A 25,521-nucleotide genomic window follows, 5' to 3' on the forward strand; every position below is an offset into this window, starting at 1 on the left:
GGTGACCGTCCGGCGCGCCAAGATCGGACTTTTGGGTCTAAATCGGTACTTTCGTCCCATGGCCACGACACACCGCAGCGTTCTGCTCCGGTCGTTGCCTGTTCTGCTGGCGCTCGTTCTGGCCTTCTTCACTGCACCGGCCTCTGCCGTGCAGCGCCCGAGCGCGAACAGCATCTCCGCCTCCTCCACGGCGGATCAAGCGGCGGTTCAAGCGGCCTCCGCCGACGCGTGTGACGCTCCCGCGCGTACTCAGGAAAGTTCGGTTCGCACCTGCTCGGCCATCGCGATCGTGCGCGTTCTGCGCGCTCAGACCGTCGCCGGCGCCGCCGGCTCGCGGGCACCGCCCGCTTCTCTCGCCTGACCCTTTTCGGACAGCGTGCTGCGCTGGCCGTGGGTCGACGCATGCCAGGGGAGAGCGGGAAACGCGAAACGAGCGGACGGAACCGAACCATGAACATCGTTGCTGAGATGCTGACCCAACCGGCCCCGATGGCGATCTGGGCAGCACTGATGCTGCTCACACTGCCGGCTCTGGTGGTGCTGGCCAGCCCGCACAACGTGCGCAACCCGGGGCGCGCCCTGATCGACACGGTGGGCTTCCTGCGCCGCCGCGCCGAGAAGCGCGACGAGCTGCGCCAGCGGCGCCTCGACGAGGCGGTCCAGGCGGTGCGTTATGCCGACGAGATCCAGGTCGCGGCCGATCAGGCCGGGTACGCCGCGCAGCGCTGGCAGGGGCACTGGGAGGCGGCCGACGCGGCGGTGGACGCGACCTGGGAGGCCTGGCAGGCCGCGGACGCGCGCTGGGCCAGGGGGCGGGCCACGGCGGCCTTCGGCACGCCTTACGCGGCCAGGACCACCCATGAGTACGCGTACCGCGAGCGCTTCCTGCACCGTGCCGTTCAGGAGGCCGCCGGCCGTGGCGAGCTGCCCGCCGAGGCGGTCGCCGACGCGCTGAGCGGGCGTAACGGGTGGGATGCCCGGCTGCACCCGGCCGAGCAGGAGCTGGTCGTGCAGCGGGTCAGCGCCGGGTACCTGGCGCGGGTGTACGAGCGTGCCGTGGCCGACGAGCGCGCGGCCTGGCGTGACGCCCTGGGCGCCCGCCGCAACCGGGACAGCCTGGCACATGAGGCAGTGGTCGCGCAGGCCCGGGCCGCGGTGGTCGAACACCTGATCCCGGCGCCGCGTGTCACCACCCGAGGAGCCTTCCGCCCGGCCTTCGCCTGAGCCCTGCCCCCTCGGTGCGTGACCGATTGTCATCATCCGCTGCCGGAGGGTGCGGCAGATATGACGATGCCACGGCGCCTCACGGGGAGACGCCGTGGCATTCCTCAAGTCGCACATCGCGAAAGTCGATCTAGCTGTTCAGGACTTCCATCGGTGCGCGCCTATCGGTAGGCTCTCACGAGTTGATATCGAATTCGCCGTCCTTGGCGGAGTCCACGAAAGCGGTCCACTCCGCTAACGTGAACATGAGAGCCGGGCCCGCCTGGTCCTTGCTGTCACGGACGGCGATTTCCTTGTCGAGGAATGCGACCTCGACACAGTTGCTGCCACCGCTGCCGTTACTGCGACTGCCTTTTTTCCAGACGGCACCGTCGAGTTGGTGCGCGAGCATACTCGAGCACCTCCCTTCGATATGAGATTTCTTCGGGAGCGCTACGCGACGAGCAGACTCTCGATCATCTTTATCGTAGTCCGATGATCGAGCGACTTAGCGCTCATTCGCTCGAACTCCTGTCGGTACCGGGCAACCTCGTCTGGTTGCTCTTCGTAATAGTCTCCCGCAATGCCTTCGAGGTAGACAACATCCAAATGGGTGGTCTCGCGGAACTCCAAAAGTGCTGCTGAGCCGCCTAGGAACGGATGTTCCCCGGCGCTGAACGGCAGGATCTGAAGCATTACATTCGGTAATCTAGCTGTATCGATCAGATGTTGCAGCTGCTCTGCCATGACGTCCTCGCCGCCGATGACGCGGCGCACCACGGATTCGTCGATGACGGCGGAGAGTTCCAGCGGGCGTTCGCCGCCGAGCCGGCTCTGCCGGGTCATGCGCAGCGCGACGCGCCTGTCGATCTGCTGAGCCGTGTCGGATGAACGACCGGTCCTGATCAGTGCCCGCATGTACGACTCGGTCTGCAGCAGGCCCGGGACGATGATCGGTTCCCAGGCGCGCATCGACGAGGCGGCGGCCTCCAGCCCGACGAAGTTGCCGGGACGCAGGATGTCCCGGTAATCGGTCCACCAGGTGCGCTCACGCGAGAGCCGGGCGAGCTCCACCAGCGCCTCGCGATATCCCTGGTCGCGCACGTTGTAAAGGGTCAGCAGGTCCCGCACGTCGCGCGGCGTCACCGCCACCCGTGCGGTCTCGATCCGGGTGACCTTGGCGGCGTGCCATTCGAAGTGCCGGGACACATCCTGTTGCGTCAGGCCGGCTGCTTCCCGGCATCTTTTGAGCTCCGCGCCCAGTCGGCGGCGTCGCAGCGTCGGACCCTCTATATCGGACACCTGGACTCCCTACCGTCCTGATGAAGTCGATATTACGGTCGGTTCCTCGTGGTCGAACAACCCATTCAAGATCACGCTCCTTCATGATCGCGAATATGATGATCCAAATAGGAGTGTGACACTGCGGGGCCTGAATAAGAAGTCTAGTACTTCTTGTATTGACCTTGATGTTGGGTACATGATGCTGCGGACATCGAGTTCTGTCTTCTTTCCTACACATAGAGAAATGATCATTGGAACTGGCGTCTAAGGGGCGTGGCGCAAGTGTTGGCTGACCAGTACTACCTGATCGCACACGAGGACCGTACCGGGCGATCCCGGCTCCATCCCCGTGCGACCGGCCTCGGATTGGCCGCCGCGCTGCTCTCGGAGTTAGTGCTCGAAGGCCGCATCGGCGTGGCCGACAACGAGTTGTTCATCGTCGACCGTCACCCGCCGCGTGACGCGCTGACCCACGATGTTCTGGACCTGCTCAGTGCCCAGTCGCAGCACACCGACGTGCGGACCTGGCTGGCATTCCTGTCCCAGGACGCGGGCCTGCGGGTGGCTGAGCGACTGATGCGGGTGGGCGCCGTCGAGATGGTGACCCGCCGCCGCATGCTGGGTTCGACCCAGACCCTCTACATGCCCAACACCGCGCGGCAGCGCAACGCCGCCGCCTGGGCTTCCACTCGGATCGCGAACATTTTGGTACGCGGAATGGACCTCAACATCGCCGACCGGATGCTCGTCGGTCTGGTGGTCGCGACCGGCCTGACCCGCCACGTCATGTACGGATTCGAGAACTACCCGCACATCTACCATGCCCTGCCCGCCATGATCTCCTCGCTGCCCAACGATCTCCGTGAGATCGTCGAGTGCACCGAGCAGTCGGTGGGCACCGCGCTCGCGGTGGGCCGCCGGTGAGCCCGGCCGGCCGCCACCAGCGCCGGCGCAACAACGTTGATCAGTGGGCCGGCACGATGCTGATGGACCTCCAGAGGAGTTCCGGCACCGGCCCCGACATCGTGAGTCAGGCGCTGGCCAGCAACCGGCTCGGCGTTTCGTCGGTGGTCTTCTTCGGCGTTGCCGGTGCGGCGCCGCTCACCGTGATCATCGGGGCCATCTCGACGATCTACGCGGTGGTCGGCAACACGGCGGTGCCGCTTGTCTACCTCGTTGTCGCGGGCATTCTCTCGATCTTCACGGTCGGGTTCGTCGCGATGAGCCGGCACATCGTCAACTCCGGCGCCTTCTACTCGTACATCAGTCATGGTTTGGGTCGTGAGCTCGGTGTCTCGGCGGCTTTCGTCGCTCTGGTCTCCTATTCGCTCATGCAGATCGGGCTCTTCGGGCTCTTCGGGGTGGTGGCCTCGGCGGTCCTGGAAGCGGTCGGTCTGCAAGCGTCCTGGCTAGCCTGCGCGCTTGTCGCCTGGGCACTGATCGCGGTGCTCGGCATGCTCTGGGTCGACCTGAGCGGCAAGGTGCTCGGCGTGCTGCTGATCGCCGAGATCGCGGTCGTGGTGATCTACGACCTGGTGATGGTCGGCAACCCGGCGGAGGGCTCGGTCAGCTTCGCCTCGCTGGCGCCGGCACAGCTGCTCAGCCCCGAGGTTGTCGCGATGATGATGCTGGCGATCGGCGGGTTCACCGGGTTCGAGGCGACAGTCGTGCTCTCCGAGGAGGCTAAGGACCCGAAACGTACGATCGCCCGGGCCACCCACCTCTGCGTGATCCTTGCGGGCATCCTCTGCTCGGTGTCGGCCTGGGCCATGTCGGTCGCGGCCGGCCCGACCCGGATCGTGGCGGACGCCCGGCGCGAGGAGACGAACCTGGTCTTCAGCCTGGTCGCGCCACATGTGCCGTCGACGCTGATCAGCATCGGTTACCTGCTCTTCATGACGAGTATCTTCGCCGCCCTGCTCGCTTTCCACGCCGCCGTCTCGCGGTACCAGTACGCACTGGGCCGTGAGCGGGTGCTGCCGAGTCGCTGGGGGTACGCGCATCCGCGTACCGGCGCCCCGGTGGTCGGTTCGATCACGCAGAGCGCGCTGGCTCTCGTGGTGCTGCTGGCGTACGGGGCTCTCAAGATCGACCCGCTGGTTCACCTGTTCGCGTGGCTGACCGTCATCGGTGGCCTCGGCATCCTGATCCTGATGTGGGCCGCCTCGGCCGCGGTGATCGCGTTCTTCGTCCAGCACTCCCGCGGCGAGAACATCTGGCGTGGCCGGATCGCACCGATCGTGGCATTCTTCCTGCTCAGCATCATTCTGCTGGCGACTGTGATCGGTCTCGGCGATCTGTTGCAGGTGGAGTCCGGCTCGGTCTTCCACTGGGTGTTCCAGGTCGGATACCTGATCTGCGCGAGCATCGGGTTCATCTGGGCGCTGATCATGCGGCGCACCAGGCCGGATGTGTACGCGGGAATCGGCCGGGGTGCCGACGGCCGCAACGTCGTCGATTACGCGGCGCTGACTCGCCCGCACTCGCACTCGCAAAACCCGCAGAACCCGCAGCACCCTCAGCACCCGCACGAATACCGCGATCACCAACTTCCGTCGATCAAGTAGGGAAGATCCATGACGTACGCCATTCAGGAACTCGTGATCCGGCACGTGTCGCCGTTCGACACGGAAGAGATCACCAATCTTGTGGCCGACGCGATGTGGGACGGCCCGGTGGCCCGCTGGATGCAGCCGGACATGCTGGTACGCCGGAACAACACGTCCCGGTACTTCGAGATCTTTGTGGAGCACGCCCTGCGGCACGGCGAGGTCTACAGCACCGCTGACGCCGACGACGGCCGGATGAGCGGCGTCGCGCTCTGGTTCCCGCTCACCGCGATGATCCCGCCGCCTGTCGATTACGAGCGCCGGCTCAAGGAGGCCAGCGACACGGCGTTCGACCGCGCACAGCAGCTGGACGCGGTACTCGACGAGAACCACCCGCTTGAGCCGCATCATTACCTGGCGTTCCTCGCGGTGCGTCCGGGCGAGCAGAACCGCGGCATCGGCAGCGCCCTGCTCGACCGGCACCACGCCCGGCTGGACCGGGCCGGGCTTCCGGCTTATCTGGAGGCGAACGATCCGCGAAACCGCGACCTCTACCTCCGGCACGGATACCAGGTCCGGTCCGTGATCGAGCTACCCGACGGACCTCCGCTCTGGTGCATGTGGAGGGCGCCGATGGCCTGATCTAAACCGCTCCGTTCACGCAGCCGCTGGGAACTCGTAGATCCAGAATGACTGCTGGTCCATGCACGAGGCTTCCAATGTGCCACCGGAGAGCCGGCGCAACATCAACCGGATCACCTTCGACATGTTGCGTTCGTCGTCGTTGTAACGACAGAAGTCGAGTGCGATGATCCCGTTCCGATCCGTGGCAGTGCGGTACATGGCTTCGACCAGCTCCGCGAATGCCCGGGTGGATCGGGCGTCCTCAGCGACCGCTACGAAACCGCAGTACCAGATCTTGTTCTGTGCGTAGAGGTCGGGCCAGCGGCGTTCGAAGTACTCGGGTGCGATCAGTGGCATCGCATACAGATCATTTGTGTACGTGGACACCCCGCAGAGTTTGCCGCCGTCGTCCAGGCAGAGGTACTTGTCGATGCGGGGATCGAACATCACCTGGTCGAACTCCGCCCGGTACATCAGGTGGCGCTGGACCGCGAGGGCACGAACGTCTTTGAAAGCGCCCTCGTACAGGTCCCATGCGGCGTCGTTCATCTCGTCGGTGATCTGGTCGATGACTTTGACAAGCATGGCAGCTCCCCCGCGGGACCGTGCCGAGCGGTCCCGCTCTCGTACTCAAGTCGATCGATAACAGTTGACCACAGAGTACGAACTGCAATAGGGGCACGACAATGCGTAATCCTCAAAATCATGTGCCAATCCAGTTTGGAGGGATGCCTTTCGATAAACGATCATGCAAGTTGCGTAGTTGCAGGTAGTCGCAGAGATCAACCCGTCCAAGCCCTTGCTGGCAATTCTCGTTGGAGCCGCTGGAATCGGTTTTTAAAGAAGTTCAGTATTTCGTGGATCAGCCTTTCTGCGGAATGCACCGAGTACTAGCCTCCGCGTTATGAGCACGGTGTGCTCGCCCAGGGCGCAGCCTTCGACGACGCGACGGGGTCGCCTTGCGACTGGCTGTCGCGGGCCATCCCGGCGAGGTGCGCATCCCCCTCTCGTCCTCGGGTGGCCCGCCTCCATGCATTCATTGACATAGTTTGACGTCCATACTTAGTCTGCCGTGATCAGAGTGGGAGCGCTCCCGATCTCCCGCACCCACCCGTTCCCGGCAGGAGCGTCATGTCGCGCTTACTCGGCAGACTCGGAGGCCCCGGCCTCGCGTTCGCCTTGGTCATCGGCTCGATCCTCACCTCGCCCGGCCCGGTCCAGGCCGGAGCGCCGTCCGCCCGCACATCCGCCCAGGCCGGCGTGTCATCCGCCGGCGCGTCCGCCCAGGCCGCACGCACCCCGGCTCAGGCGGTCGCCGCCATGCAGCCCGGATGGAACCTCGGCAATACGTTCGACTCCACCGGCGACGACGAGACGTCATGGGGCAACCCGCGGGTGACCCCGCAGCTGCTCGACGGCATCCGGGCGCAGGGCTACAAGAGCATCCGGATCCCGGTCACCTGGGGTCAGCACCAGGGACCCGCGCCGGACTACACGATCGATGAGGCGTACCTCGCCCGGGTGAAGGAGGTCGTCGGCTGGGCCATCGACGGCGGCTTCTACGTGATGCTCGACATCCACCACGACTCCTGGCAGTGGATCAACGGGATGGCGTCCGACCATGACACCGTGCTGGCCCGCTTCACCGCGATCTGGACCCAGGTCGCCGCGACCTTCCGGGATGCCCCGTCGAAGCTGGTGCTGGAGAGCGTCAACGAGCCCCAGTTCGCCGGCGGTGACCCGGCCGCGCTGCTCGCCGAGCTGAACACGAACTTCCACCGGATCGTGCGCGGCTCGGGCGGCGGCAACACCAACCGCCTGCTGGTGCTGCCCACCCTGCACACCTCGGCCGACCAGGTGCACCTGGACAACTTGGCTTCCTCGTTCGATCTTCTGGACGATCCGAATCTGATTGCCACGGTCCACTACTACGGATACTGGCCGTTCAGCGTGAACGTCGCCGGCGGATACCGCTTCGACGCCACCGCCCAGCAGGACCTGCTCGACACGTTCACCCGGATACACACCACGTTCGTCGCCCGCGGCATCCCGGTGATCATCGGTGAGTACGGCCTGCTCGGCTTCGACCGGCACACCGGCACGATCGAACAGGGCGAGAAGCTGAAGTTCTTCGAACTCTTCGGCCACCAGGCCCGCACCCGCGGCGTCACCACGATGCTGTGGGACAACGGCCAGCACTTCGACCGGTTGTCATCCGCCTGGCGCGACCCGGAACTCTTCGCCCAGATCCGGTCCGGCTGGCAGACCCGATCCGGCACCGCCGCGAGCGACCTCGTCTTCGTGCGCCGCGCGACGCCGGCCGCCGCGGCCACGATCAAGCTGAACCCGAACGGCACCGGCTTCACCCAGATCCGTCTCGGCAACAGCACCCTGCGGCGCGGACCCGACTACCAGATCTCCGGCGATCAACTCACCCTCACCGCAGCGTTGCTCACGCGACTGACCAAGCCCCAGGGGTACGGGGTGAAGGCCTCGCTGTCACTGCGCTTCTCCCGCGGCGTGCCGTGGCGCCTCGACGTGGTCTCGTTCGACAAGCCGTCAGCGTCGGCGGTCGCGGGAACGAGCGCCGACTTCCGGGTACCGGTCACCTTCAACGGCGACAGGCTGGCCACCATGACGGCGGTCTACGCGGACGGCTCGAACGCGGGGCCGCACAGCTGGACCGCTTACAAGGAGTTCGACAGGGCCTTCGCCCCGGACTACGCAGCGGGCACAATCCGCCTGACCCCGGACTTCTTCGCCGAGGTCCGCGAGTCCGAGCCGGTGACCGTGACATTCCACTTCTGGAGCGGCGACACAGTGCCCTACACAGTGACCCGCACAGCCACAGAGGTGACTGGAACCCCCAGCGCCTGACATGCCCAGCAGCCCACCGTGCGCTCTGGTCTTGGGTGGATGGCGGCCCACGGTGTGCTCTAGCCTCGGGCAGATGGCGGCCCACGGTGTGCTCCGGCCTCGGGCGGATGGCGGCCCACGGTGTGCTCCGGCCTCGGGCGGATGGCGGCCCACGGTGTGCTCTGGTCTTGGGTGGGCGGATGAGGGCTCACGAGTGCAGCCCAGCGGTGATGGGGGCGCACCTAAGCCGTTCGTGGGCTCCTGGCTCGGCTATAGCGTTGTTGAAGGCGCACGGAACGGTTGTGTGCGACCTCATCCACGTCGCGCGCGCCGGATTCGTCGCATTTTGTAGGTTCCGGGTCCCAGTCCGGGCTTGCTTGGCAGGGCAGCCGGGGTGACAGGCGCACACGGTGTGCTCCGATGGCGGCGGTGAGCGCATGGAAGACGCGTTCGTGTGCGCTTATCACCGTCTCGGGGGCGGCGAACGTACGCAGAACGCTTGCGTGCTTTGATCGTCCGCCTTCATCCACGGCAGAACTCGACGGATCTTGCGCCGCGGCCGGCCACGACTTGCGGAGGCTGGTCCGTCGCCGAGATGCCCGGTTCGTGCGTGTCGAGATCGGGTGCGGATTGAACCCGAACCCGACACTCAGTGGGTGGTCGGGGCACACGGTGGGCTCTGGGTTTGGGTTGGTGAGGGCACACGGTGGGCTCTGGGTTTGGGTTGGTGAGGGCACACGGTGGGCTCTGGGCTTGGGTTGGCGAGGGCACACCGTGGGCTCGCGGCTCGCGGCTCGCGGCTCACGGCTCGCGGCTCGCGGCTCACGGCTCGCGGCTCGCAGCTCGCGCCTTGCGGCTCGCGGCTCGCGGCTCGCGGCTCGCGGCTCGCGGCTCACGGCTCACGGCTCACGGCTCGCAGCTCGCGCCTTGCGGCTCGCGGCTCGCGCCTTGCGGCTCGCGGGCGCGGGGGCCGGTCAGTCGAAGTGGACTGTTGTGGCTGTTATGTGTGGCGCGTTGAACTGGATGAAGACATCGTGGTGGCCTGGGATTCGGGGGATTTCGGCGGACACCTCGGTCAGCTGGTCCAGTTCTGCGGACACCGGCATCGGGAGGATCGCCAGCACCTGCCCGGCGATCGGGTCGTCCAACCGGATGGTGATCAACGCCGATGAGATCTCCGGGGCCTGCCCTCGCACCCTCACTCGCGCCCGGCCCTGGCCGAAATCGACGTCGTCGAAGACCGCCCACGCGTCCGCCGTCAAGCTGCGTAAACCCTCGCCCGAGTCGGTGCCGGGCACCGGGACTGGGGTTGTTCCCGCGTACCCATCGTTGTCGGTCAGGCGCAAGGTGGGGCAGCGGGGTGGGATGGTTTCGGCGCGGACGCGGAGCGGCGCGGTCTGGCGCCAGTCGGTGCTGGAGCGGCCCACCGCGATGGTGACCGTCGCGTCCTCGACCACCCAGCGGGAGCGGGTGACGTCCCAGAAGGCCAGGCTGTTGGCGGGCAGGGTGAACGTCACCGTGGTGCGTTCGCCGGGGAGCAGGTGGATGCGGCGGAAGTCGCGGAGCTGGCGCAGCGGCTGCTTGACCCGGGAGCGCTGCTGGCGGGTGTAGAGCTGGACCACCTCGTCGCCGGGGCGCGAGCCGGTGTTGATCACGTCGATCTCGGCGGTCACCGTGCCGGAGGGGTCGACGGAATCAGAGCTCAAGCGCAGGTTCTCGTAGTGGAACGTGGTGTACCCGAGTCCGTGGCCGAAACCGAACAGTGGGACGCCGCGGAAGTACAGGTAGGTGGCGTCGGACGCGATGATGTCGTAATCGAGCAGGTCCGGCAGGTCGCCGTCGTCGGTGTACCAGGTCTGGGTGAGCCGGCCGGTGGGTTCGGCGCGGCCGAACAGGACGTCGGCGAGGGCGGCGCCGTGTTCCTGGCCGCCGTGCGCGGACCAGAGCACGGCCGGGAGGTTGTCCCGGGCCCAGCCGATCGCGTACGGATAGCTGCTGGTCAGCACCAGCACGGTTCGCGGGTTGGCGGCCCGCACGGCACGCATCAGATCGTCCTGGGTGCCGGGGAGGTCCAGGTCGCGCCGGTCCGCGGTCTCCCGGCCGGCCACCAGCGGATGGTTGCCGAGGGCCAGCAGCACCACGTCCGCCGAGGCCGCCGCCTCAGCGGCCGCGGTCACCCCGTCGACCAGGACGTCCACGGTGAAAACGGTCGGGTCGTCAGCGGAAAAACCAACCAGGCCGTCGTCGCCGGCCTTCAAGAATCGGTCACTCTGGGCGTGTCTCAGGACAACACCCTGGGGTACGGAAATAAGGCGGAACGTTTCCCGGACCTCCCAGCCGTTCGGGCCCGGCCGGTCGGTGACGAGGTGGTCGTCGTCGGCGCCGATGAAGAGGCCGGTCGCCACGGACCGCAGCGAGATGGTTTCCTCGCCCCAGTCCAGCACATCGAACAGGGCTTCGTCGGGGACGACTTCGGCGTCGTTGGGGCGTACCCGCAAATGGGGAGACGCCCAGAGGAAGCCGGACGCGGAGCGCAAGGCGACGCGGTCCACGCCTTCGGCGAAAAGGGTGGCGCCGGAGGCGGCGCGCAACGTCGTACGGTAGGGAAGCGTGCCGCTGTACCAATCGTCGAAGACCTGGTCACCGAGCGGACCGATCACCGCGATCCGGCCTGCGGTGCCCGGATCGAGGGGCAGGATCCCGTCGTTGGTGAGCAGCACGGCCGAGGCTACAGCGGCTTCGTGGGCAAGCTCCCGGTGCTCGGCGCAGTCGATCACCTCGGGACCGATGTGCCGGTACGGGTCCTCGACCGGGTTGAACTCGCCGAGCCGCACCCGGATCGAGAGGATGTGGCGGACGGCGGCGTCGATGTGCGACTCGGTGATCAGGCCACGCTCGTGTGCGGCAGTGAAGTTCGACAGAGTCGCGGGCAGATCCTCGGTGACGCAGTCGATTCCGGCGCGCAGGGCCGCCGCGAAGCCCGCCACGTGATCTTCGTACCAATGCTGGTCGCCGGCGAGATTGTGCACGGCCCACGCGTCACCGACGACCATGATGTCCTCTTCGGACCATGATCGCAGTGTGTCCTCGATCATTGGGCTGAGGTGCGCGGGAAGGCCGTTGACCAGGTTGTACGACGCCATCACGGCGACCGCCGCGCCATCGGCGAGAGCGTGCCGGAACGCGGGCAGCTCGTACTCGTGCAGCACCCGTGGCGGCATGTTGCTCGACGTGAGGCAGCGGTCGGTCTCGTTGTTGTAAGCGAGGAAGTGCTTCAGCGTCGGTGCTGTTCGCAGCCACAGTGGATGGTCGCCGCGAAGGCCCCGTGAGTACGCGGTGCTGAGTGTTCCGGTGAGCCACGGGTCTTCGGCGTACCCCTCCTCGTTGCGGCCCCAGCGCGGGTCGCGGAGCAGGTTGACCACCGGGGCCCAGACGTTCAGGCCGACGTTCTGCGGGTCGCGGTGGTGCATTGCGCGTACCTCGGTGCCGACCGCTTCGCCGACGCGGCGCAGCAGCTCCGGGTTCCAGCTGCTGGCGAGCCCGATCGCCTGGGGGAACGCGGTGGCGACGCCGAGCCAGGCGACGCCGTGCAGCGCTTCGGTACCGGTACGGAACGCGTCGACGCCGAGCCGGGGCACCGCGGCCTGGTGCTGGTTGAGCAGGCCGATCTTCTCGGTGAGGCTCAGCCGGCTCAGCAGATCCAGGACCCGGGCGGCGACCTTGTGGTGCGGGTCCCGAAAGACAGGGGATTCGGTCACGACGCGTTCCTTCGAGGGCCGAGGGGATGGGCCGGCATGTCGAAGCGCTTCGACAACCGAGCGCGCGAGTGGGTTTCGCAAATGTTTCGGTCGGGGTTCCCTGAGGCTCGCATCCCGGTCGGCCGGGGTCAAGGAGTTGCAGTCATCGATCTTAGGCAGTAATCGGCATCGATCTGCCGCTGTCCACCCGCTCCAGATGGGAGATCGCGCCACCCAGTGCGGCGGCGTGCAGGCCCAGTTCGGACGCGATCAGCTCAGCGCCGTCCGGGGCGAGGAGGTGGCCGGCCAGCTCGGATTTCGCCGCCGGGATCAGCCACTCGGCCAGCGAGGCGTAGTGGTCACCGAGAACGATCACCGACGGATCCGCGAGGTTCGCCAGGATCGCCAGGCCCTGCCCCAGATGGCGGCCGGTGTCCCGGAGTGCGGTGAGTACGCCGGCGTCACCGGCGCGGGCCAGGACGATGACCTGCTCGACGGCGGGGCCAAGATCGGTCAGCGACTCCGGGTCGAATCCCTGCAGGGCGCGGCGGACCAGCGGCTCGATGCCGGCCAGGTCGTGCAGGGTGGGCGAACCGGCCGGGCCGAGCGCGAAGCGGCCGATCTGACCGGTGAAGCCGCGGGCGCCGTGCAGGAGTTTTCCGTCGGCGATGATGCCCGCCTCGATGCCGGCCGTGCCGGTCACGAAGATCATGTCGTCGGCTCGTCGTTCGGCTATGGCTGCCAGGCCGGCTTGGTTCGCTGCGGTTACCACGAGTCCGGGCTGTCGCAGGGAGGACGCCACCAACCCTTGGAGGTCCACGTCGGACCAGCCCAGGGCAGGGGAGAGGTGGACCGTGCCGTCCTCACCGACCAGGCCGGGTACCGCGAGGGTCAGGCCCAGGACGGTGCGGCCCTGTTGGCGTACCCGGGTGGCTGCTTTTTGAGCGAGAGTGATGATCGCGCCGGTGGCGCGACCGCCTTCCTGTGCCAGCGCTCGGTGCCAGAGCAGGACTTGCTCGCCGGCGAAGTCGACCGCGAGGGCGATCAGATGGTCGGCGGCGACCTGGATGCCGATCGCTGCAAAGGCGGAACCGTCAAGCGCCAGCGCGGTCCCCGGTCGCCCGATCCGGTTGCCGCTCGATCCGGTCTCGCGCAGCAGCCGGTGGTCGATGAGATCGCTGGTCAGGCTGGAGACGGTCGCCTTGTTGAGCCCGGTTGACGCGGCGATGGCGGCGCGCGAGCTCGGCCCGTTGGTCCGCAGATGACGCAGGACCACGGCGAGGTTCGTGGCCCGGACGTCAGTGAAGCCCATGGTCCTCAAGTCAAGCTCCGCTCTCAGCCGTCTTCACGGTCATCTAACCACTCCGCCGTGGGCGCGCTCCCAGTTCGTTCTTGTCGCCTGCACCACACGTCAGTTAGCTTGTCTTCGATGTACTTAGTTTAGACGCTAACCAAACTTAAGCCATTTCGGAAGGCAGGTGCGTCGTGGGCGCGTCGACGAACAGGCGGAATTTCCTAGGGCTGATCGGCCTCGGCGCGGCCTCCGTGGCCGGCGGTGGGCTGCTCGCCGGATGCAGCAAGGAACCGGGCACCACCGGCTCGGCGACCACCGCCGAGCAGGCGGCCGGCGTGGTGCCGACGTTCAAGGACTCCACGCTCGTTCCGCCGGACATCAAGGGCATCCGCCCGGTGGCCGATGGGTACGCGAAGTACCCGACCACCCTCGCCGACGCGGTCAGCGAGAAGGCGATCACCAGTGGGCAGCCGATCTCGGCCACCACGCCGTGGTGGGGTCCGGCCCCGCCGACCGACAACAAGCTGGTCGGCGCGGTGAACGCCGATCTGGGCGGCACCGTCAACTTCAGCATCCAGGACGGCGTCACCTACGGCGACAAGCTCAACACCATGCTCGGCGCCCGGGACGTGCCCGACCTGACCTGCATCCCGGGCTGGGAGATCAACAAACTGGCCCGGTTCAACGACGCCGTGCACGTGCTCTTCGAGGACCTGACGCCGTACCTGGCCGGGGACAAGGTCAGTGCGTACCCGCTGCTGGCCGGCCTGGATACCAAGGCGTGGTCGGACTCGGTGTGGGGCGGCAAGCTGATGGGCGTCCCGTTCCCGTCGGACAACCCGTTCCCGACCGTGCTCTTCTACCGCAAGGACGTCGCCGACCAGCGCGGCATCGCGGCGCCGACGACCCTCGACGAGGTGTACGACTTCGGCAAGAAGATGACCAACCCGGACAAGGGCGAGTGGGCGTTCGGCGACCTCTTCCAGGAGGTGCTGCAGATCTGCGGCAACACCGGCTCGCAGAACGGCTGGGCCAAGGGCGCCGACGGCAAGGTCTACCACCGGTACGAGACCGAGAACTACAAGCGGGCCGTCGAGTTCATGACCCGGCTGTACGCCGAGAAGCTGATCCACCCGGACATCGCCAGCGGCAAGGGCGGCGACGTGAAGACGCTCTTCAAGGGCGGCAAGATCTTCATGTTCTGGGACGGCGGCGGCGCCTGGAAAGAGGTCTGGCGCCCGGCGATCCAGAGCAACCCGAAGTTCGACATGCAGGCGATCAAGGTGTTCGGCGCCGACGCGAGCACGCCGCCGGTCCGCTGGGCGGGCACTCCGTCGATCATGTGGACGTTCCTGAAGAAGGGCCTGGGCCAGGAGCGGACCCAGGAACTGCTGCGGGTCCTCAACTACGTCGCGGCGCCGTTCGGCACGAAGGAATGGGAACTACAGAACTACGGCGTCGAGGGAACCCACTTCAAGCGCGACGCGAGTGGCGCCCCGGTCACCAACGACCTGTACGTCAAGGAGTTCGCCAACCAGTTCATCTTCCTCGGCGGCCGTCCGCCGGTGATCGTCGGTGGCCCGGACATCCCGAACTACGCCGCGGACTTCGTCGGCTGGGGCAACGACGCCACGAAGTACCTGGAGAAGAACCCCTGGGAGGGCATCAAGGTCGAGGTGCCGACCGAGCAGGCGGCGATCGAGCAGCCCACCCAGGACAAGGTCACTGACATCATGCGTGGCCGGCGTCCCCTCTCCGACCTGGAGAAGGTGGTCACTGAATGGCGCAACGGCGGCGGTGACAAGGCCCGGGAGTTCTACGCCAAGGTGCTGGCAGACAACGGCCGATGAGCGCTCCAACTGTCGTTCGGACCGCGCCGGTTGCCAAGGCGGACAAGTCGGTCAGCAAGCCGTCGGTCGCGGCGCGTTTGCGCCGCGACTGGCCACTCCTGCTCATGTGTCTGCCGGCAACCGCGCTGCTGCTGGTCTTCCACTACATCCCGGCGCTCGGCAACGTCATCGCGTTCCAGGATTACAACCCGTACGTCGGTGACAACCCGTTCGAGGCGTTCCTCTACAGCGAGTGGATCGGGTTCGGGAACTTCGAGTACCTCTTCAAGAACCCGGCCTTCTGGGACGCCGTCGTGAACACGCTGTCGATCACGGCGTTCCAGCTGGTCTTCTATTTCCCGATCCCGATCGCCCTGGCGATCCTGCTCAACAGCATCATGTCGCCGCGCATCCGAGCTCTGGTCCAGGGTGTGGTTTACCTGCCGCACTTCTTCAGCTGGGTGCTGGTGGTCTCGCTGTTCCAGATGATGCTCGGCGGCGCGGGCCTGATCGTGCAGACCGCGACCGAAGCCGGTTTCGCGATGCCGAACTTCATGACCGACCCGGACACGTTCCTCTTCCTGATCACCGCGCAGGCGCTCTGGAAGGACGCCGGCTGGGGCATGATCGTCTTCCTGGCGGCACTCGCGGCGATCGACACCAACCTCTACGAGGCGGCCGCAGCCGACGGCGCCGGTCGCTGGCGCCGGCTCTGGCACATCACGCTGCCGGGTCTGCGCCCGGTCATCGTGCTGCTGCTCATCCTGCGGCTGGGCGACGCGCTCAACGTCGGGTTCGAGCAGTTCGTCCTGCAGCGCGAGGCAGTCGGCCGGGATGCTGCCGAGGTGCTCGACACGTACGTCTACTACCAAGGAATCGCTGTCCAGCAGTGGGGCGTCGGTGCGGCCGCGGGCCTGTTCAAGGCCGTGATCGGGCTGCTGCTCATCGTGGGTGCCAACAAGGTGGCTCACAAGTTCGGCGAGCAAGGGATCTATTCGAAGTCATGAGTGTCAGAGAAGTCTGGGAGGAGAAGCCCAGCGCACTGGGCCGTTTCGGCAAGGGCACCGTGCTGGCCGCGGTGTTGCTGGCCGTGCTGGTGCCACTCTGGGTGGTGCTGGTCACCAGCCTCTCCTCGGAGAAGACCATCAACGAGGCGGGCGGCTATGTCTTCCTGCCGCGCGAGTTCGATCCCTCAGCTTATGTCGTAATTTTTACGGGTGGGCAGATCACTGACGCGGTCGTGGTCAGCACGGTGGTCGCGTTGGCGGGGACGGCGTTGAGCCTGGTGGTGACGGTGCTGGCGGCTTACGGTTTGTCGAGGCCGGGGTCGCTGGCGCACAAGCCCCTGCTCTTCTACTTTTTGCTGACATTTCTGATTTATCCGGGCATGATTCCGAGCTACTTGGTGGTCACCGGGCTCGGGCTGAAGGACAACCTGCTCGCGTTGATCCTGCCGACCGCGATCAGTGCTTTCAACCTGGTGGTGCTCCGGGCATTCTTCATGGGCATCCCGGGTGAGCTGCTGGACAGCGCCCGAATCGACGGCGCCGGCGAGCTGCGGATTCTGATCCGGATCGTGCTGCCGCTGTCCAAAGCGGTCACCGCGGTGGTGGGGTTGTTCTACGCGGTGGGTTATTGGAACGCGTTCTTCAACGCGGTTCTGTATATCGACCGTAATGATCTGCAGCCTGTGCAGCGGGTTCTGCAGCAGTTCATCCTGGCCGGCCAGACGCCGTCGTCGTCGGGCAGCGCGGTCTACGTGCCAGGGCTCGGGTCAGCGATCCCGCCGACGCTGGCGATCAAAATGGCCGTCGTGGTGGTGACGATCGTGCCGGCGCTACTGGTCTACCCGTTCGTCCAGCGCCACTTCACCAAGGGCGTAATCATCGGAGCAGTCAAAGGCTGAGTCGCAGTCGCAGTCGTCCCGCAGCCGTAGTCGAACTGGCCGCGAGTGGCAGTTGATGTCCGTTCTCGGCAAGTGTGAGGGTTTATTTCGTGAATGCCAGTGGCCGTGAATGCCGGCAGCCGTGAGTGGCAGCAGTCGCCGCAGACCTGGGGCCGCGACGGGGGCCCTGGGCGCGATCTCGGCAAGGCTGGTCCGCCGGTCGGCCACTCGATTTTTCGCCATTTGTGGAGCGGTAGCGGGTTCGGGGCGTCGTGGCGGCATGGCGGTTTCTCGGTGCGAGGTGCCGCTCGGAGATCTTGTGCGGTTTGGCCGGCCGATCGACCACGAGTGCACGAGTTTGCGGGACGGCGCAGGTGCTTCACCGCTTCGCCGTGGTGACGCGGTGCTTCGCAGATCTTGTGGATTTCGGCGAACCGTTTGCGCACAACTCCGCAAGATCGGCCAGGCTTTTTCGATCTTGCGGAGTTGTGCGGACACGTCTGCGTGGAAGTCCACAAGATCCAGGCAGAGCCGAGCGGAGCCGAGCAGAGCAGAGCAGAGCTGAGCCGCGCTAGACCAGGCGGGGCAGAGCGGGGCAGAGCTGAGCTGAGCTGAGCTGAGCTGAGCTGAGCTGAGCCAGACCAGGCGGGGCAGAGCGGGGCAGAGCGGGGCGGAGTAGTGCGGAGCCGGGCAGAGCGGGGTAGGGAATAGCCAAGCTGGGTAGAGCGGGCATTGGTGTGTTTCAAGCCTTTTGCCCTGCGGGCGGGTGGCCTTCCTGTCGATCTTGAGCCTTTGTATGCACCCTGGGGTGGACAAAGGCTCAAGATCTGTCGGGGTGCGACGGGTGAAGCGGGCAAAAGTCGTGAAACGCCGATCGTGGGGTGCCGCTGCGGTTGCGTTCTCCGGGCCGAGTGTCCACTTTGGGGCTTGGTTGCGGCATGCGACGCGTGTTCTCCCGCAAACTCGTGAGTTTGTGGTGGAGATGGCGGCGCAAACTCACAAGATCTGTGAAGTTGTGGCTGCCGCGGTGGGTGGTGACTTCTCGGGTGCCCCGAAATGGCGAACCTGAGTGCTCGGTACGGGAGCAAGCGCGCTGCAACACGCAAACTCACCGAGATCTTGGCGAGTTGGTGCTGCTGCAGGGGCCATACTTGCCAAGATCGGCGCTGGGCTGGGCGCGACATAGCGGCGCGACGGTGCGCAGCGAGGCGAGCGATGCGGTGCCCGACGGTGCGGGGCGGCCCGACGGTGCGGGGCCGACCGACGGTGCGGGGCGGCCTGACAGTGCGGCGCGGCCTGACGTGCGATGCGATGCGATGCGATGCGATGCGATGCGGTGATGGTGCGGCTGGGTGGGGTGCTGGGCTCAACCTGCCACGGGGAAACTCAAAGACAGTGGGGCGCCGGCCTGTAAATGGACCACCTCGACCCGCCCTCCCGGGACCACCAACTCCACCCGGCGATCGATCTCGGACCTCAGCACCACCGTCGCCAACTCCGGCCCCCAGGATAAATCGACGCCGATCGGGCCCCGGGCCACCAGGCCGCTGACGCTCCCCGACGGCCACGCCTTGGGTAGCGCCGGCAGCACCCGTACCCGGGGAACCCCGTCGTCACTGCTCTGCAGCAGCATTGCCACCACCAGACCCGGCAACCCGCCGGCCAGGTCCACATTGAACATGTGGTCGCGGTTGTGGGTCGGCACCAGGTTCGGACGCCAGTACGACGCCTCGATTCGCTTCAGCGCCGCGTATGCCTCCGAACCCAGCCCCAAGTGCGCGGCGGCCGCGCCGACCAGGGCCAGCCCGTACCCCATCTCGTCGGACTCCGAGCTCAGCCACCACCGCAACCGTGCCCGGACGGCTCGCACCGCGGCGGTATGCAGGGAAAAGTCGGAGAAGGCCGGATCGCCGGCGTACCAGAACGGGAAAAAGTGGCTGCAGTGCCGATGCGAGTGCCGGTCACCGAAAGCCGGATCGAGCCATTCCGCCAGCTCACCGTCAGCGTTGACCCGATAGGGCGGCAGGGCGGACAGCAACTCCCGCCATCGCGCCGAGTCGTCGAAGCGAACAAGCGTGCGCAGCAGATCACCCAGCACCTGCATGTCCATCGTCGCGTCGAAGCAGGCCTGCGACTCGGCTCCGGCAGGGTGGTTCTCCGGTGAATACGACGGGCTGAACCGCGCCCGCCCGTCCACAATCTCCACGAAACCGGAGTAGAACGACGCTACCTCCCGCAGGAACGGCAGCGCCCGCTCCTGCAAGAACGACTCAGACCCGGTGAACTGCCAGTGATCCACGAACAGCCGGGCCAGCCACGCCGCCCCCGCGGTCCAGAACGTCAGGCACCAGATCGGCCCGAAATGGTTGTGCCTACCGTGGGTGCCCAGATGCGCGGGCACCACAATGCCCGGCATACCGTATAAATCCGAAGCGTTTGCCCGGAAATCGTCGATCATCGAGTCGATCAGGTCGAACAGCGGTGGCATCAGCTCCGGCGTACCCGTCGAGTGCACCGCCAGCAACGCCGCCTGCAGATTGCCGTCCACCGTCCAGCCACTGCGCCACGGCGGCGAATAACTCCCGCTCCACACCCCTTGAAGCGTCGGCGGCCGCGTCCCCGTGCTGCTGATGATCGCGTAGCGCCCGGCGTCGAACAGCCGCTCCACCGCATCGCCGCCCAGGTCGAGCCGGGTTCGCCCGAAGAGATCGCCGTGCACCGCCGCATGCTTGCGCAGCAGGCCGTCGAAGCCGCCATCAGGGAGCGCCGCAAAGGCCGACGCGGGCGACCGCAAGCCAGGCGCGACCCGGGCCACGATCAAAACCCCTTCTTGGGTACGCGTAAAGCGCACCGCAACACTCCACCCCTCAAGAGCAGCCCACGTGACCCCGGGGAATCGTCCGGTGAGAACCAGCCCGTCAGCCACCGTGTCGACCACGGCATCGATCGGCCGCTCCGGGTCACCGTCGGCGAGCCCGAGGGAGATCGTGCCACCGCAGCCCGCCACCCGGATCACCACGACGTCGTCGGGCCGGGACACGAACGTGTCGCAGACCACCCCGCCCCACGATTGCCGGACTACACCCGTTGTGAAGTCGGTGCCCCGGACGTAGTCCGCACTACGGTTGTAGTCCGGTGTGAAAACCAGAGTTCCGGCCGGGATCAACGGGTCCTGCCAGCGCGTTTCCGCGTACCCAGGTTGGCTGGAAACGGCGAGGTCGCAGACCTCCTGTGCGGCGTCGGAGAAGCGTGACGTGGCGATGAACTCGCGCAATCGCGGCAGAGCGGCGGCGGTCGGCGGGGCCGGAAGCGGTTCGGTGACCGGCTGGAAGAGGCCCTCGTGGGCGAGGGTGAAGCGCAGCGCGGCGGGGGATCCATAGCAGAGCGCGCCCTGGCGGCCGTTGCCGGTGATCAGCGCGTGTTCCCAGTCCTCGGTACTTGTCGAGTCGCGGAACGATGGATTGACATGGATCTGCACTCCTCATACTTTGTTTAGACATCAAACTAAAGTCAAGGCGGCAAGATGTTCTTCGGCGGCGACTACAACCCCGAGCAGTGGCCTGAAGAGGTGTGGGACGCCGATGTCGAGCTGATGTGCGAGGCCGGCGTCACGGCGGTGACCGTCGGCGTTTTTGCCTGGTCGCACCTGGAGCCGTCCGAGGGGGAGTACGACTTCGCGTGGCTCGACCGGGTGCTGGACCGGCTGCACGACGGCGGCATCAAGGTCGTTCTGGCGACGCCGACCGCATCGCCGCCGCCGTGGTTCACGCTCGCTCATCCGGAGGCGCTGCCGGTGAATGCCGACGGTGTCCGGCTCACGCACGGTAGCCGGGACACGTACTGCGTCTCGGCGCCGGCTTATCGTCTCGCCGCCCGGCGCATCGCTTCTGAGCTGGGCAGACGTTATGCCGACCATCCGGCGCTCGCGATGTGGCACGTGCACAACGAATATGGCACCGACTGCCGCTGTGACCTCACCGCCGCTGCGTTCCGTGAGTGGCTCCGCGCGCGGCACAGCAGTCTCGACGCACTGAACGAGGCGTGGACCACCGCATTCTGGAGTCAGCGATACTCGGACTGGGCGCAGATCATGCCGCCGCGCGCCACTCAGTATTTGCCGAACCCGGCGCAGGTTCTCGATTTTCGCCGGTTTCTCTCCGACGAGATGCTCAGCGCCTTTGTCGAGCAGCGGGACCTGCTGAGAGGGCTCAATCCATCGACTCCGATCACTACGAACTTCGTGCAGGGCGGCTGGGTGAGTGTTGATCACGCGCGCTGGGCCGGCGAGGTGGATGTCGTGGCGGTGGATCACTACCCTGATTTATCGGATATCTCCGCAGAAGAGCAGACCGCCTTCGCCGGTGATCTCGCTCGAAGCTGGGGTCGCGGCTCCTGGTTGCTGATGGAGACCGCACCGAACCTGATTTTCACGCGCGGCCGGATGCACACCAAGGAACCCGGCCGTCTGGCCAGGCAGAGTCTGTCCTATGTGGCTCGCGGATCGGATGGCGCGATGTATTTCCAGTGGCGGCAACCGCGCGGTGGAGCGGAAGTCTTTCACTCGGCGCTGGTGCCGCACGCCGGCCCGGACAGCCCGATCTTCCGCGAGGTGGTGGATCTCGGCACCCGGCTCGGAGCACTGTCGTCGCAGCTGGAACCCACCGAAATACCTGCCGAAGTCGCGGTGACCTGGGACGCGCCGTCCTGGTGGGCGTTGCAGGGCGCCGGCCTCCCCTCCGCCGGGATCGACTATCTTGCGGCCGTCCAGCAGACGCACCGCGCGCTGTTCCGGGCCGGCATCCCGACCGACTTCGTCTTTCCCGGCACCATGATTGATCTCTCCGCTTACCGGATCGTCGTCGTGCCGCATCTCTATCTCGTGTCCGACGAGGTCGCGGCCGCTCTCCGCGACTTCGTCGCGTCCGGCGGTCATCTGGTGGTGGGTCCGCTGAGCGGCGTCGCCGACCCCTTCGCCCGGGTCGGTCCAGGCGGTTACCCTGCGGCTTTCCGGCACATTCTTGGCGTACGGGTAACCGAATGGCACCCGCAGGACCCCGGTGTCCCGGTGCACCTGGACGACGGCTCCACGGCCTTCGGCTGGGCGGAACGAGTCGAGCTGATCGGCGCGCAGGCCCTGGCCCGGTACACCGAGGGGACGCTGGCGGGCGAGCCGGCGGTGACCAGAAACGGCACCGCCTGGTACGTCTCGGCGGGGCTGGACGACGCCGGCTGGGAGCGGATGCTGCGCACGATCGCGGCCGAGGCGAACGTGCCGCCGGTGCTGGAAGGTCTCCCGCCCGAGGTCGAGGCGGTCCGCCGTGGGCAGCTGCTGTTCGTGTTCAACCACAGCGAGTCGGAGGCGAGCGTGAAGCTTCCTTCGGCAGCCACCGATGCTGTGACCGGCCGATTCTTAGGAACAGAGATCACGATCCGGTCAGCGGAAGCGCTGGTGGCACGGCTGGAAAAGCCCGTCGGTACGCCGACGGCGACGTCCGCATCGTCTGAGTGAAGTGGTGGCGGAACGTCACGGCCGTCTCGAAGCCCACCGACGCCGCCACCTCCTCGATCGGCATCGTGCCGGCCTCCAGCAGCGGCAGGCTCGCGTGCACTCGCTGGGTGATCAGCCAGCGGATCGGTGTGGTGCCGGTCGCCCGGGCGAAATGCCGCAGGTACGTGCGTGACGACATGTGGGCGCGGCGGGCCAACATGTCGACAGTGATGCCGGCCGTCAGGTTCGTCAGGGCCCACTCGATGCTGCGGGCCACCCGGTCGTCGTCCGGATCGGCGGGCACCGGCGCCTCCACGAACTGGGCCTGGCCACCGTCCCGATGCGGCTGCACCACGAGCCGGCGGGCCACCGCGTTCGCCACGGCCGGGCCGTGGTCGAGGCGGATCACGTGCAGGCACAGATCAAGGCCGGCGGCACTGCCGGCACTGGTGAGAATGGGGCTGTCATCGATGTAGAGCACGTCCGCGTCGACCTGGATCGACGGGTGCTTGGCGCGTAGCTCGTCGGCGTACCGCCAGTGGGTGGTCGCCCTGCGTCCGTCCAGCAGGCCCGTGCCGGCCAGGGCGAACGCTCCCGAGCAGATCGACATGACCCGTGCGCCCCGGGCATGAGCCGTACGCAGCGCCTCGACCAGGGCGGGCGACGGATCGGCGTGCACGTCCGGCACACCCGGGACGATCAGGGTGTCGGCGGCGGCGAACGTGTCCAGGCCGTGCTCGGTGTGCAGGGTGGCGCCGCCGACCACCCGAATCGGTCCCGGGGTCTCGGCGCAGATCGTCAGGTCGTACCAGGGGAAGTCGAATTCGGGCCGGGGCAGGCCGAAGGCCTCGGTGACGATGCCGATCTCGAAGACCGACATCCCCTCGAACGCGAGCACCGACACGGTGGGGCCCCGGCGGCTGATCGTCAGCATGGCGGAATCTTAGCGGTCATCGTCGTTCACGCCACTGGGCTGAGATTTTCGCGAGCGGCACGATCAACGGCATGACCAACGCAGATGCTGTCGCCTATTTCTCCGCCCGCCTGACGTTCGAGACCGACGTGAGCGACGTGCACGCCGACCTGGAGGCCGGCACACCCGGCGTCGTCGTGATCGATGCCCGCAACGACGTGTCCTGGCGTCAGGGCCACCTGCCGCACGCCGTCCATCTGCCGCACTCCCAGATCGCCGCCCGGGCCGCCGAGCTGATCCCGCCCGGCAGCCGAGTGGTGACGTACTGCTGGGGCCCGGGCTGCAACGGCGCCACCCGGGCGGCGCTGGAGTTCGCGAAGCTCGGATACCCGGTCCAGGAGATGCTCGGCGGTTTCGAATACTGGGTCCGCGAGGGCTTCCCCACCCGCGACGACCAGGGCGTCAGCACCCACCCGATCGATACCCTGACCGCCCCCGCCACAGCGGGCGCAACCTGCGGCTGCTGAACCCAGCCGGCCCCACAGCGTGTTGACTTAGGGCGCGGATCGAACCCTAAATCAACACACTGGGACGGGGTCAGGCTTTGCCCAGCAGGGCGGACAGCCAGGGGTTGCGGAACTTGCCGTTCGGGTCGAAGCGGTGGGCCAGCTCCGCGAAATCGGCGAAGCGAGGGTACGCGGACCGCAGATCGCCGAGCGGAGTGGTGAAGACCTTGCCCCAGTGCGGACGGGCCGCGAACGGCGCGAGGGCCTGCTCCAGATCGGCGACGACGGGCAGCACCGCCTCGGTGTCGGCGATCCAGGTGAAGTGCAGCGCGAGACTGTCCCGCTGGTGGTTCGGGCTCAGCCACAGCTCGTCGGCGGCGATCGTACGCAGCTCGGAGACCTGAAGAACGGCCGCGACGCGCTCGCGGAGCGCGCCCACCGCCTCGATCGCGGCGAGGGCGTGCTCGCGCGGCACGTGCCACTCGGACTGGAGTTCCTCACCGCTGCTGGGGGTGAACTCCATCCGGAAATGCGGCAGCCGCGCGTGCCACGGGCCGGGCACGCCGCCCTGCTCGGTGCAGTTCTCAGCGGGCATGCCGGGCACCGGGTGGCGCGGTCCGCCGGCGAGCGTGGCGCCGTGGAAGTCGCCGACCGGCATCTCGTCGCGGCGCTTGAGCCAGACCTGGTCGATGGTCGCGCCGGTCCAGCGGGTGAAGAGGCTGACGCTGTATCCCTCGGCGAGGATCTCGGCGAGAGCGTCGCGCACGGCGGCGGCGGGCAGGTTCTCGTAGACGTACTGACGTAGTTCGAACGCGGGCTGCACGTCGAGGGTGAGCGCCGTGACCACGCCGAGTGCGCCGAGGCCGACGACCGCTCCGGCCAGATCGGCGTCGTCTCGGGTCAGGGTGACCAGCTCACCGTCGGCGCGGACGATCTCGAGGCCGGCGACGGCGGTGGCCAGGTTGCCGTTGCGGACGCCGGAGCCGTGGGTGGCGGTGGTGACCGCGCCGGCGACCGAGATGTGCGGCAGCGACGCCATGTTGTGCACGGCCAGACCGGCGGTGGCCAGGGGAGTGGCGAGATCGCCGTAACGCAGGCCGCCGTCGACGCGAACCGACGTGCGATCGGACCCGATGTCGACGGTACGAGGCAGGCCCGCCAGCGAGAGCAGAGCGCCGCCGGTGTCGGCCAGCCGGTTGAACGAGTGACCGCTGCCGAGCACCCGCAGCGAGTCCGCAGCCGCGACGGTTTCCTGCACCTCGGCGATCGTTTTCGGTCGATGCACCTGTTCGGTGCTGAAGACGATGTTGCCGGCCCAGTTGGTCAGTCGTTCGTGCATCGCTTCACCTTAAC

General features: G+C 67.0%; 19 protein-coding genes. 11 read left to right on the forward strand and 8 right to left on the reverse strand.

The genetic code is table 11. From position 1 onward, the window contains the following. The first annotated feature begins 58 nt into the window (after positions 1 to 58). Both ACQP2E_RS05040 and ACQP2E_RS05045 read left to right on the forward strand, forming a co-directional pair. Positions 59 to 361 (forward strand): hypothetical protein, encoded by a 303-nt coding sequence (locus ACQP2E_RS05040; RefSeq protein ID WP_433828703.1) that lies wholly within the window; start codon positions 59 to 61, stop codon positions 359 to 361. Between the two features lie 89 nt (positions 362 to 450). Continuing rightward, positions 451 to 1,224: a hypothetical protein gene (locus tag ACQP2E_RS05045; protein WP_433828704.1), complete on the forward strand. Its 774-nt coding sequence runs from the start codon at positions 451 to 453 to the stop codon at positions 1,222 to 1,224. A 175-nt stretch (positions 1,225 to 1,399) separates the two neighbouring features. On the opposite strand, the gene ACQP2E_RS05050 is transcribed toward ACQP2E_RS05045, so the two are convergent. Together ACQP2E_RS05050 and ACQP2E_RS05055 are read right to left on the reverse strand one after the other, a co-directional pair. After that, positions 1,400 to 1,615, reverse strand: a complete 216-nt coding sequence (locus ACQP2E_RS05050; protein ID WP_111648192.1) for a DUF397 domain-containing protein — start codon at positions 1,613 to 1,615, stop codon at positions 1,400 to 1,402. A 41-nt stretch (positions 1,616 to 1,656) separates the two neighbouring features. Further along, on the reverse strand, positions 1,657 to 2,505 hold the full coding sequence (locus tag ACQP2E_RS05055) for a helix-turn-helix domain-containing protein (protein ID WP_111648191.1): 849 nt from the start codon (positions 2,503 to 2,505) through the stop codon (positions 1,657 to 1,659). A gap of 255 nt (positions 2,506 to 2,760) precedes the next feature. Between ACQP2E_RS05055 and ACQP2E_RS05060 the strand changes: the two genes are divergently transcribed. From ACQP2E_RS05060 to ACQP2E_RS05070, 3 genes are all read left to right on the forward strand, one after another. Continuing rightward, complete coding sequence (locus ACQP2E_RS05060; protein WP_433828705.1) at positions 2,761 to 3,411, forward strand: GOLPH3/VPS74 family protein; 651 nt, start codon at positions 2,761 to 2,763, stop codon at positions 3,409 to 3,411. Positions 3,412 to 3,473: 62 nt separating this feature from the next. Then, positions 3,474 to 5,054, forward strand: coding sequence for an APC family permease (locus ACQP2E_RS05065; protein ID WP_433833770.1), 1,581 nt, complete (start codon positions 3,474 to 3,476; stop codon positions 5,052 to 5,054). 9 nt (positions 5,055 to 5,063) lie between these two features. Next, positions 5,064 to 5,678, forward strand: a complete 615-nt coding sequence (locus ACQP2E_RS05070; protein ID WP_111648189.1) for a GNAT family N-acetyltransferase — start codon at positions 5,064 to 5,066, stop codon at positions 5,676 to 5,678. A 15-nt stretch (positions 5,679 to 5,693) separates the two neighbouring features. Here the strand turns inward: ACQP2E_RS05070 and ACQP2E_RS05075 are convergent, their stop codons facing one another. Beyond that, entirely contained in the window at positions 5,694 to 6,245 is a 552-nt protein-coding gene (locus tag ACQP2E_RS05075; RefSeq protein WP_433828706.1) for a hypothetical protein, read from the reverse strand. Between the two features lie 546 nt (positions 6,246 to 6,791). On the opposite strand from ACQP2E_RS05075, the gene ACQP2E_RS05080 reads away from it, so the two are divergent. Next, positions 6,792 to 8,537, forward strand: coding sequence for a cellulase family glycosylhydrolase (locus tag ACQP2E_RS05080; RefSeq protein ID WP_433828707.1), 1,746 nt, complete (start codon positions 6,792 to 6,794; stop codon positions 8,535 to 8,537). Between the two features lie 953 nt (positions 8,538 to 9,490). Here the strand turns inward: ACQP2E_RS05080 and ACQP2E_RS05085 are convergent. Next, a complete protein-coding gene (locus ACQP2E_RS05085) occupies positions 9,491 to 12,274 on the reverse strand; it encodes a glycoside hydrolase family 3 C-terminal domain-containing protein (protein ID WP_433828708.1) in 2,784 nt (927 codons plus the stop codon). Between the two features lie 151 nt (positions 12,275 to 12,425). Continuing rightward, on the reverse strand, positions 12,426 to 13,565 hold the full coding sequence (locus ACQP2E_RS05090; RefSeq protein ID WP_433828709.1) for an ROK family transcriptional regulator: 1,140 nt from the start codon (positions 13,563 to 13,565) through the stop codon (positions 12,426 to 12,428). 173 nt (positions 13,566 to 13,738) lie between these two features. Here ACQP2E_RS05090 and ACQP2E_RS05095 point away from each other — a divergent pair, with 173 nt between their 5' ends. From ACQP2E_RS05095 to ACQP2E_RS05105, 3 genes are read left to right on the forward strand one after another with little or no spacing between them, the layout of a single operon-like run. Next, positions 13,739 to 15,397, forward strand: coding sequence for an extracellular solute-binding protein (locus ACQP2E_RS05095; protein ID WP_433828710.1), 1,659 nt, complete (start codon positions 13,739 to 13,741; stop codon positions 15,395 to 15,397). Beyond that, complete coding sequence (locus ACQP2E_RS05100; RefSeq protein WP_433828711.1) at positions 15,394 to 16,383, forward strand: ABC transporter permease; 990 nt, start codon at positions 15,394 to 15,396, stop codon at positions 16,381 to 16,383. Before ACQP2E_RS05095 ends, ACQP2E_RS05100 begins: the two co-directional genes overlap by 4 nt. After that, positions 16,380 to 17,282: a carbohydrate ABC transporter permease gene (locus ACQP2E_RS05105; RefSeq protein WP_433828712.1), complete on the forward strand. Its 903-nt coding sequence runs from the start codon at positions 16,380 to 16,382 to the stop codon at positions 17,280 to 17,282. Before ACQP2E_RS05100 ends, ACQP2E_RS05105 begins: the two co-directional genes overlap by 4 nt. A 1,345-nt stretch (positions 17,283 to 18,627) precedes the next feature. Here ACQP2E_RS05105 and ACQP2E_RS05110 read toward each other — a convergent pair. Continuing rightward, positions 18,628 to 20,739 (reverse strand): glycosyl hydrolase family 95 catalytic domain-containing protein, encoded by a 2,112-nt coding sequence (locus ACQP2E_RS05110; protein ID WP_433828713.1) that lies wholly within the window; start codon positions 20,737 to 20,739, stop codon positions 18,628 to 18,630. A 45-nt stretch (positions 20,740 to 20,784) separates the two neighbouring features. Between ACQP2E_RS05110 and ACQP2E_RS05115 the strand changes: the two genes are divergently transcribed. Continuing rightward, positions 20,785 to 22,770 (forward strand): beta-galactosidase, encoded by a 1,986-nt coding sequence (locus tag ACQP2E_RS05115; protein WP_433828714.1) that lies wholly within the window; start codon positions 20,785 to 20,787, stop codon positions 22,768 to 22,770. Here the strand turns inward: ACQP2E_RS05115 and ACQP2E_RS05120 are convergent. Then, positions 22,685 to 23,683: a helix-turn-helix domain-containing protein gene (locus ACQP2E_RS05120; protein ID WP_433828715.1), complete on the reverse strand. Its 999-nt coding sequence runs from the start codon at positions 23,681 to 23,683 to the stop codon at positions 22,685 to 22,687. The two genes, ACQP2E_RS05115 and ACQP2E_RS05120, sit on opposite strands and share 86 nt — an antisense overlap. Positions 23,684 to 23,754: 71 nt before the next feature. Here ACQP2E_RS05120 and ACQP2E_RS05125 point away from each other — a divergent pair, with 71 nt between their 5' ends. Then, the gene (locus ACQP2E_RS05125; protein WP_433828716.1) at positions 23,755 to 24,189 is read left to right on the forward strand and encodes a rhodanese-like domain-containing protein; all 435 of its coding nucleotides are present in this window, start codon (positions 23,755 to 23,757) and stop codon (positions 24,187 to 24,189) included. 70 nt (positions 24,190 to 24,259) lie between these two features. Here the strand turns inward: ACQP2E_RS05125 and ACQP2E_RS05130 are convergent, their stop codons facing one another. Continuing rightward, positions 24,260 to 25,507: a D-arabinono-1,4-lactone oxidase gene (locus tag ACQP2E_RS05130; RefSeq protein ID WP_433828717.1), complete on the reverse strand. Its 1,248-nt coding sequence runs from the start codon at positions 25,505 to 25,507 to the stop codon at positions 24,260 to 24,262. Positions 25,508 to 25,521 lie beyond the last annotated feature (14 nt).

Origin of the sequence: Actinoplanes sp. CA-015351 (genome assembly GCF_050955685.1) — a bacterium.
Classification (GTDB): domain Bacteria; phylum Actinomycetota; class Actinomycetes; order Mycobacteriales; family Micromonosporaceae; genus Actinoplanes.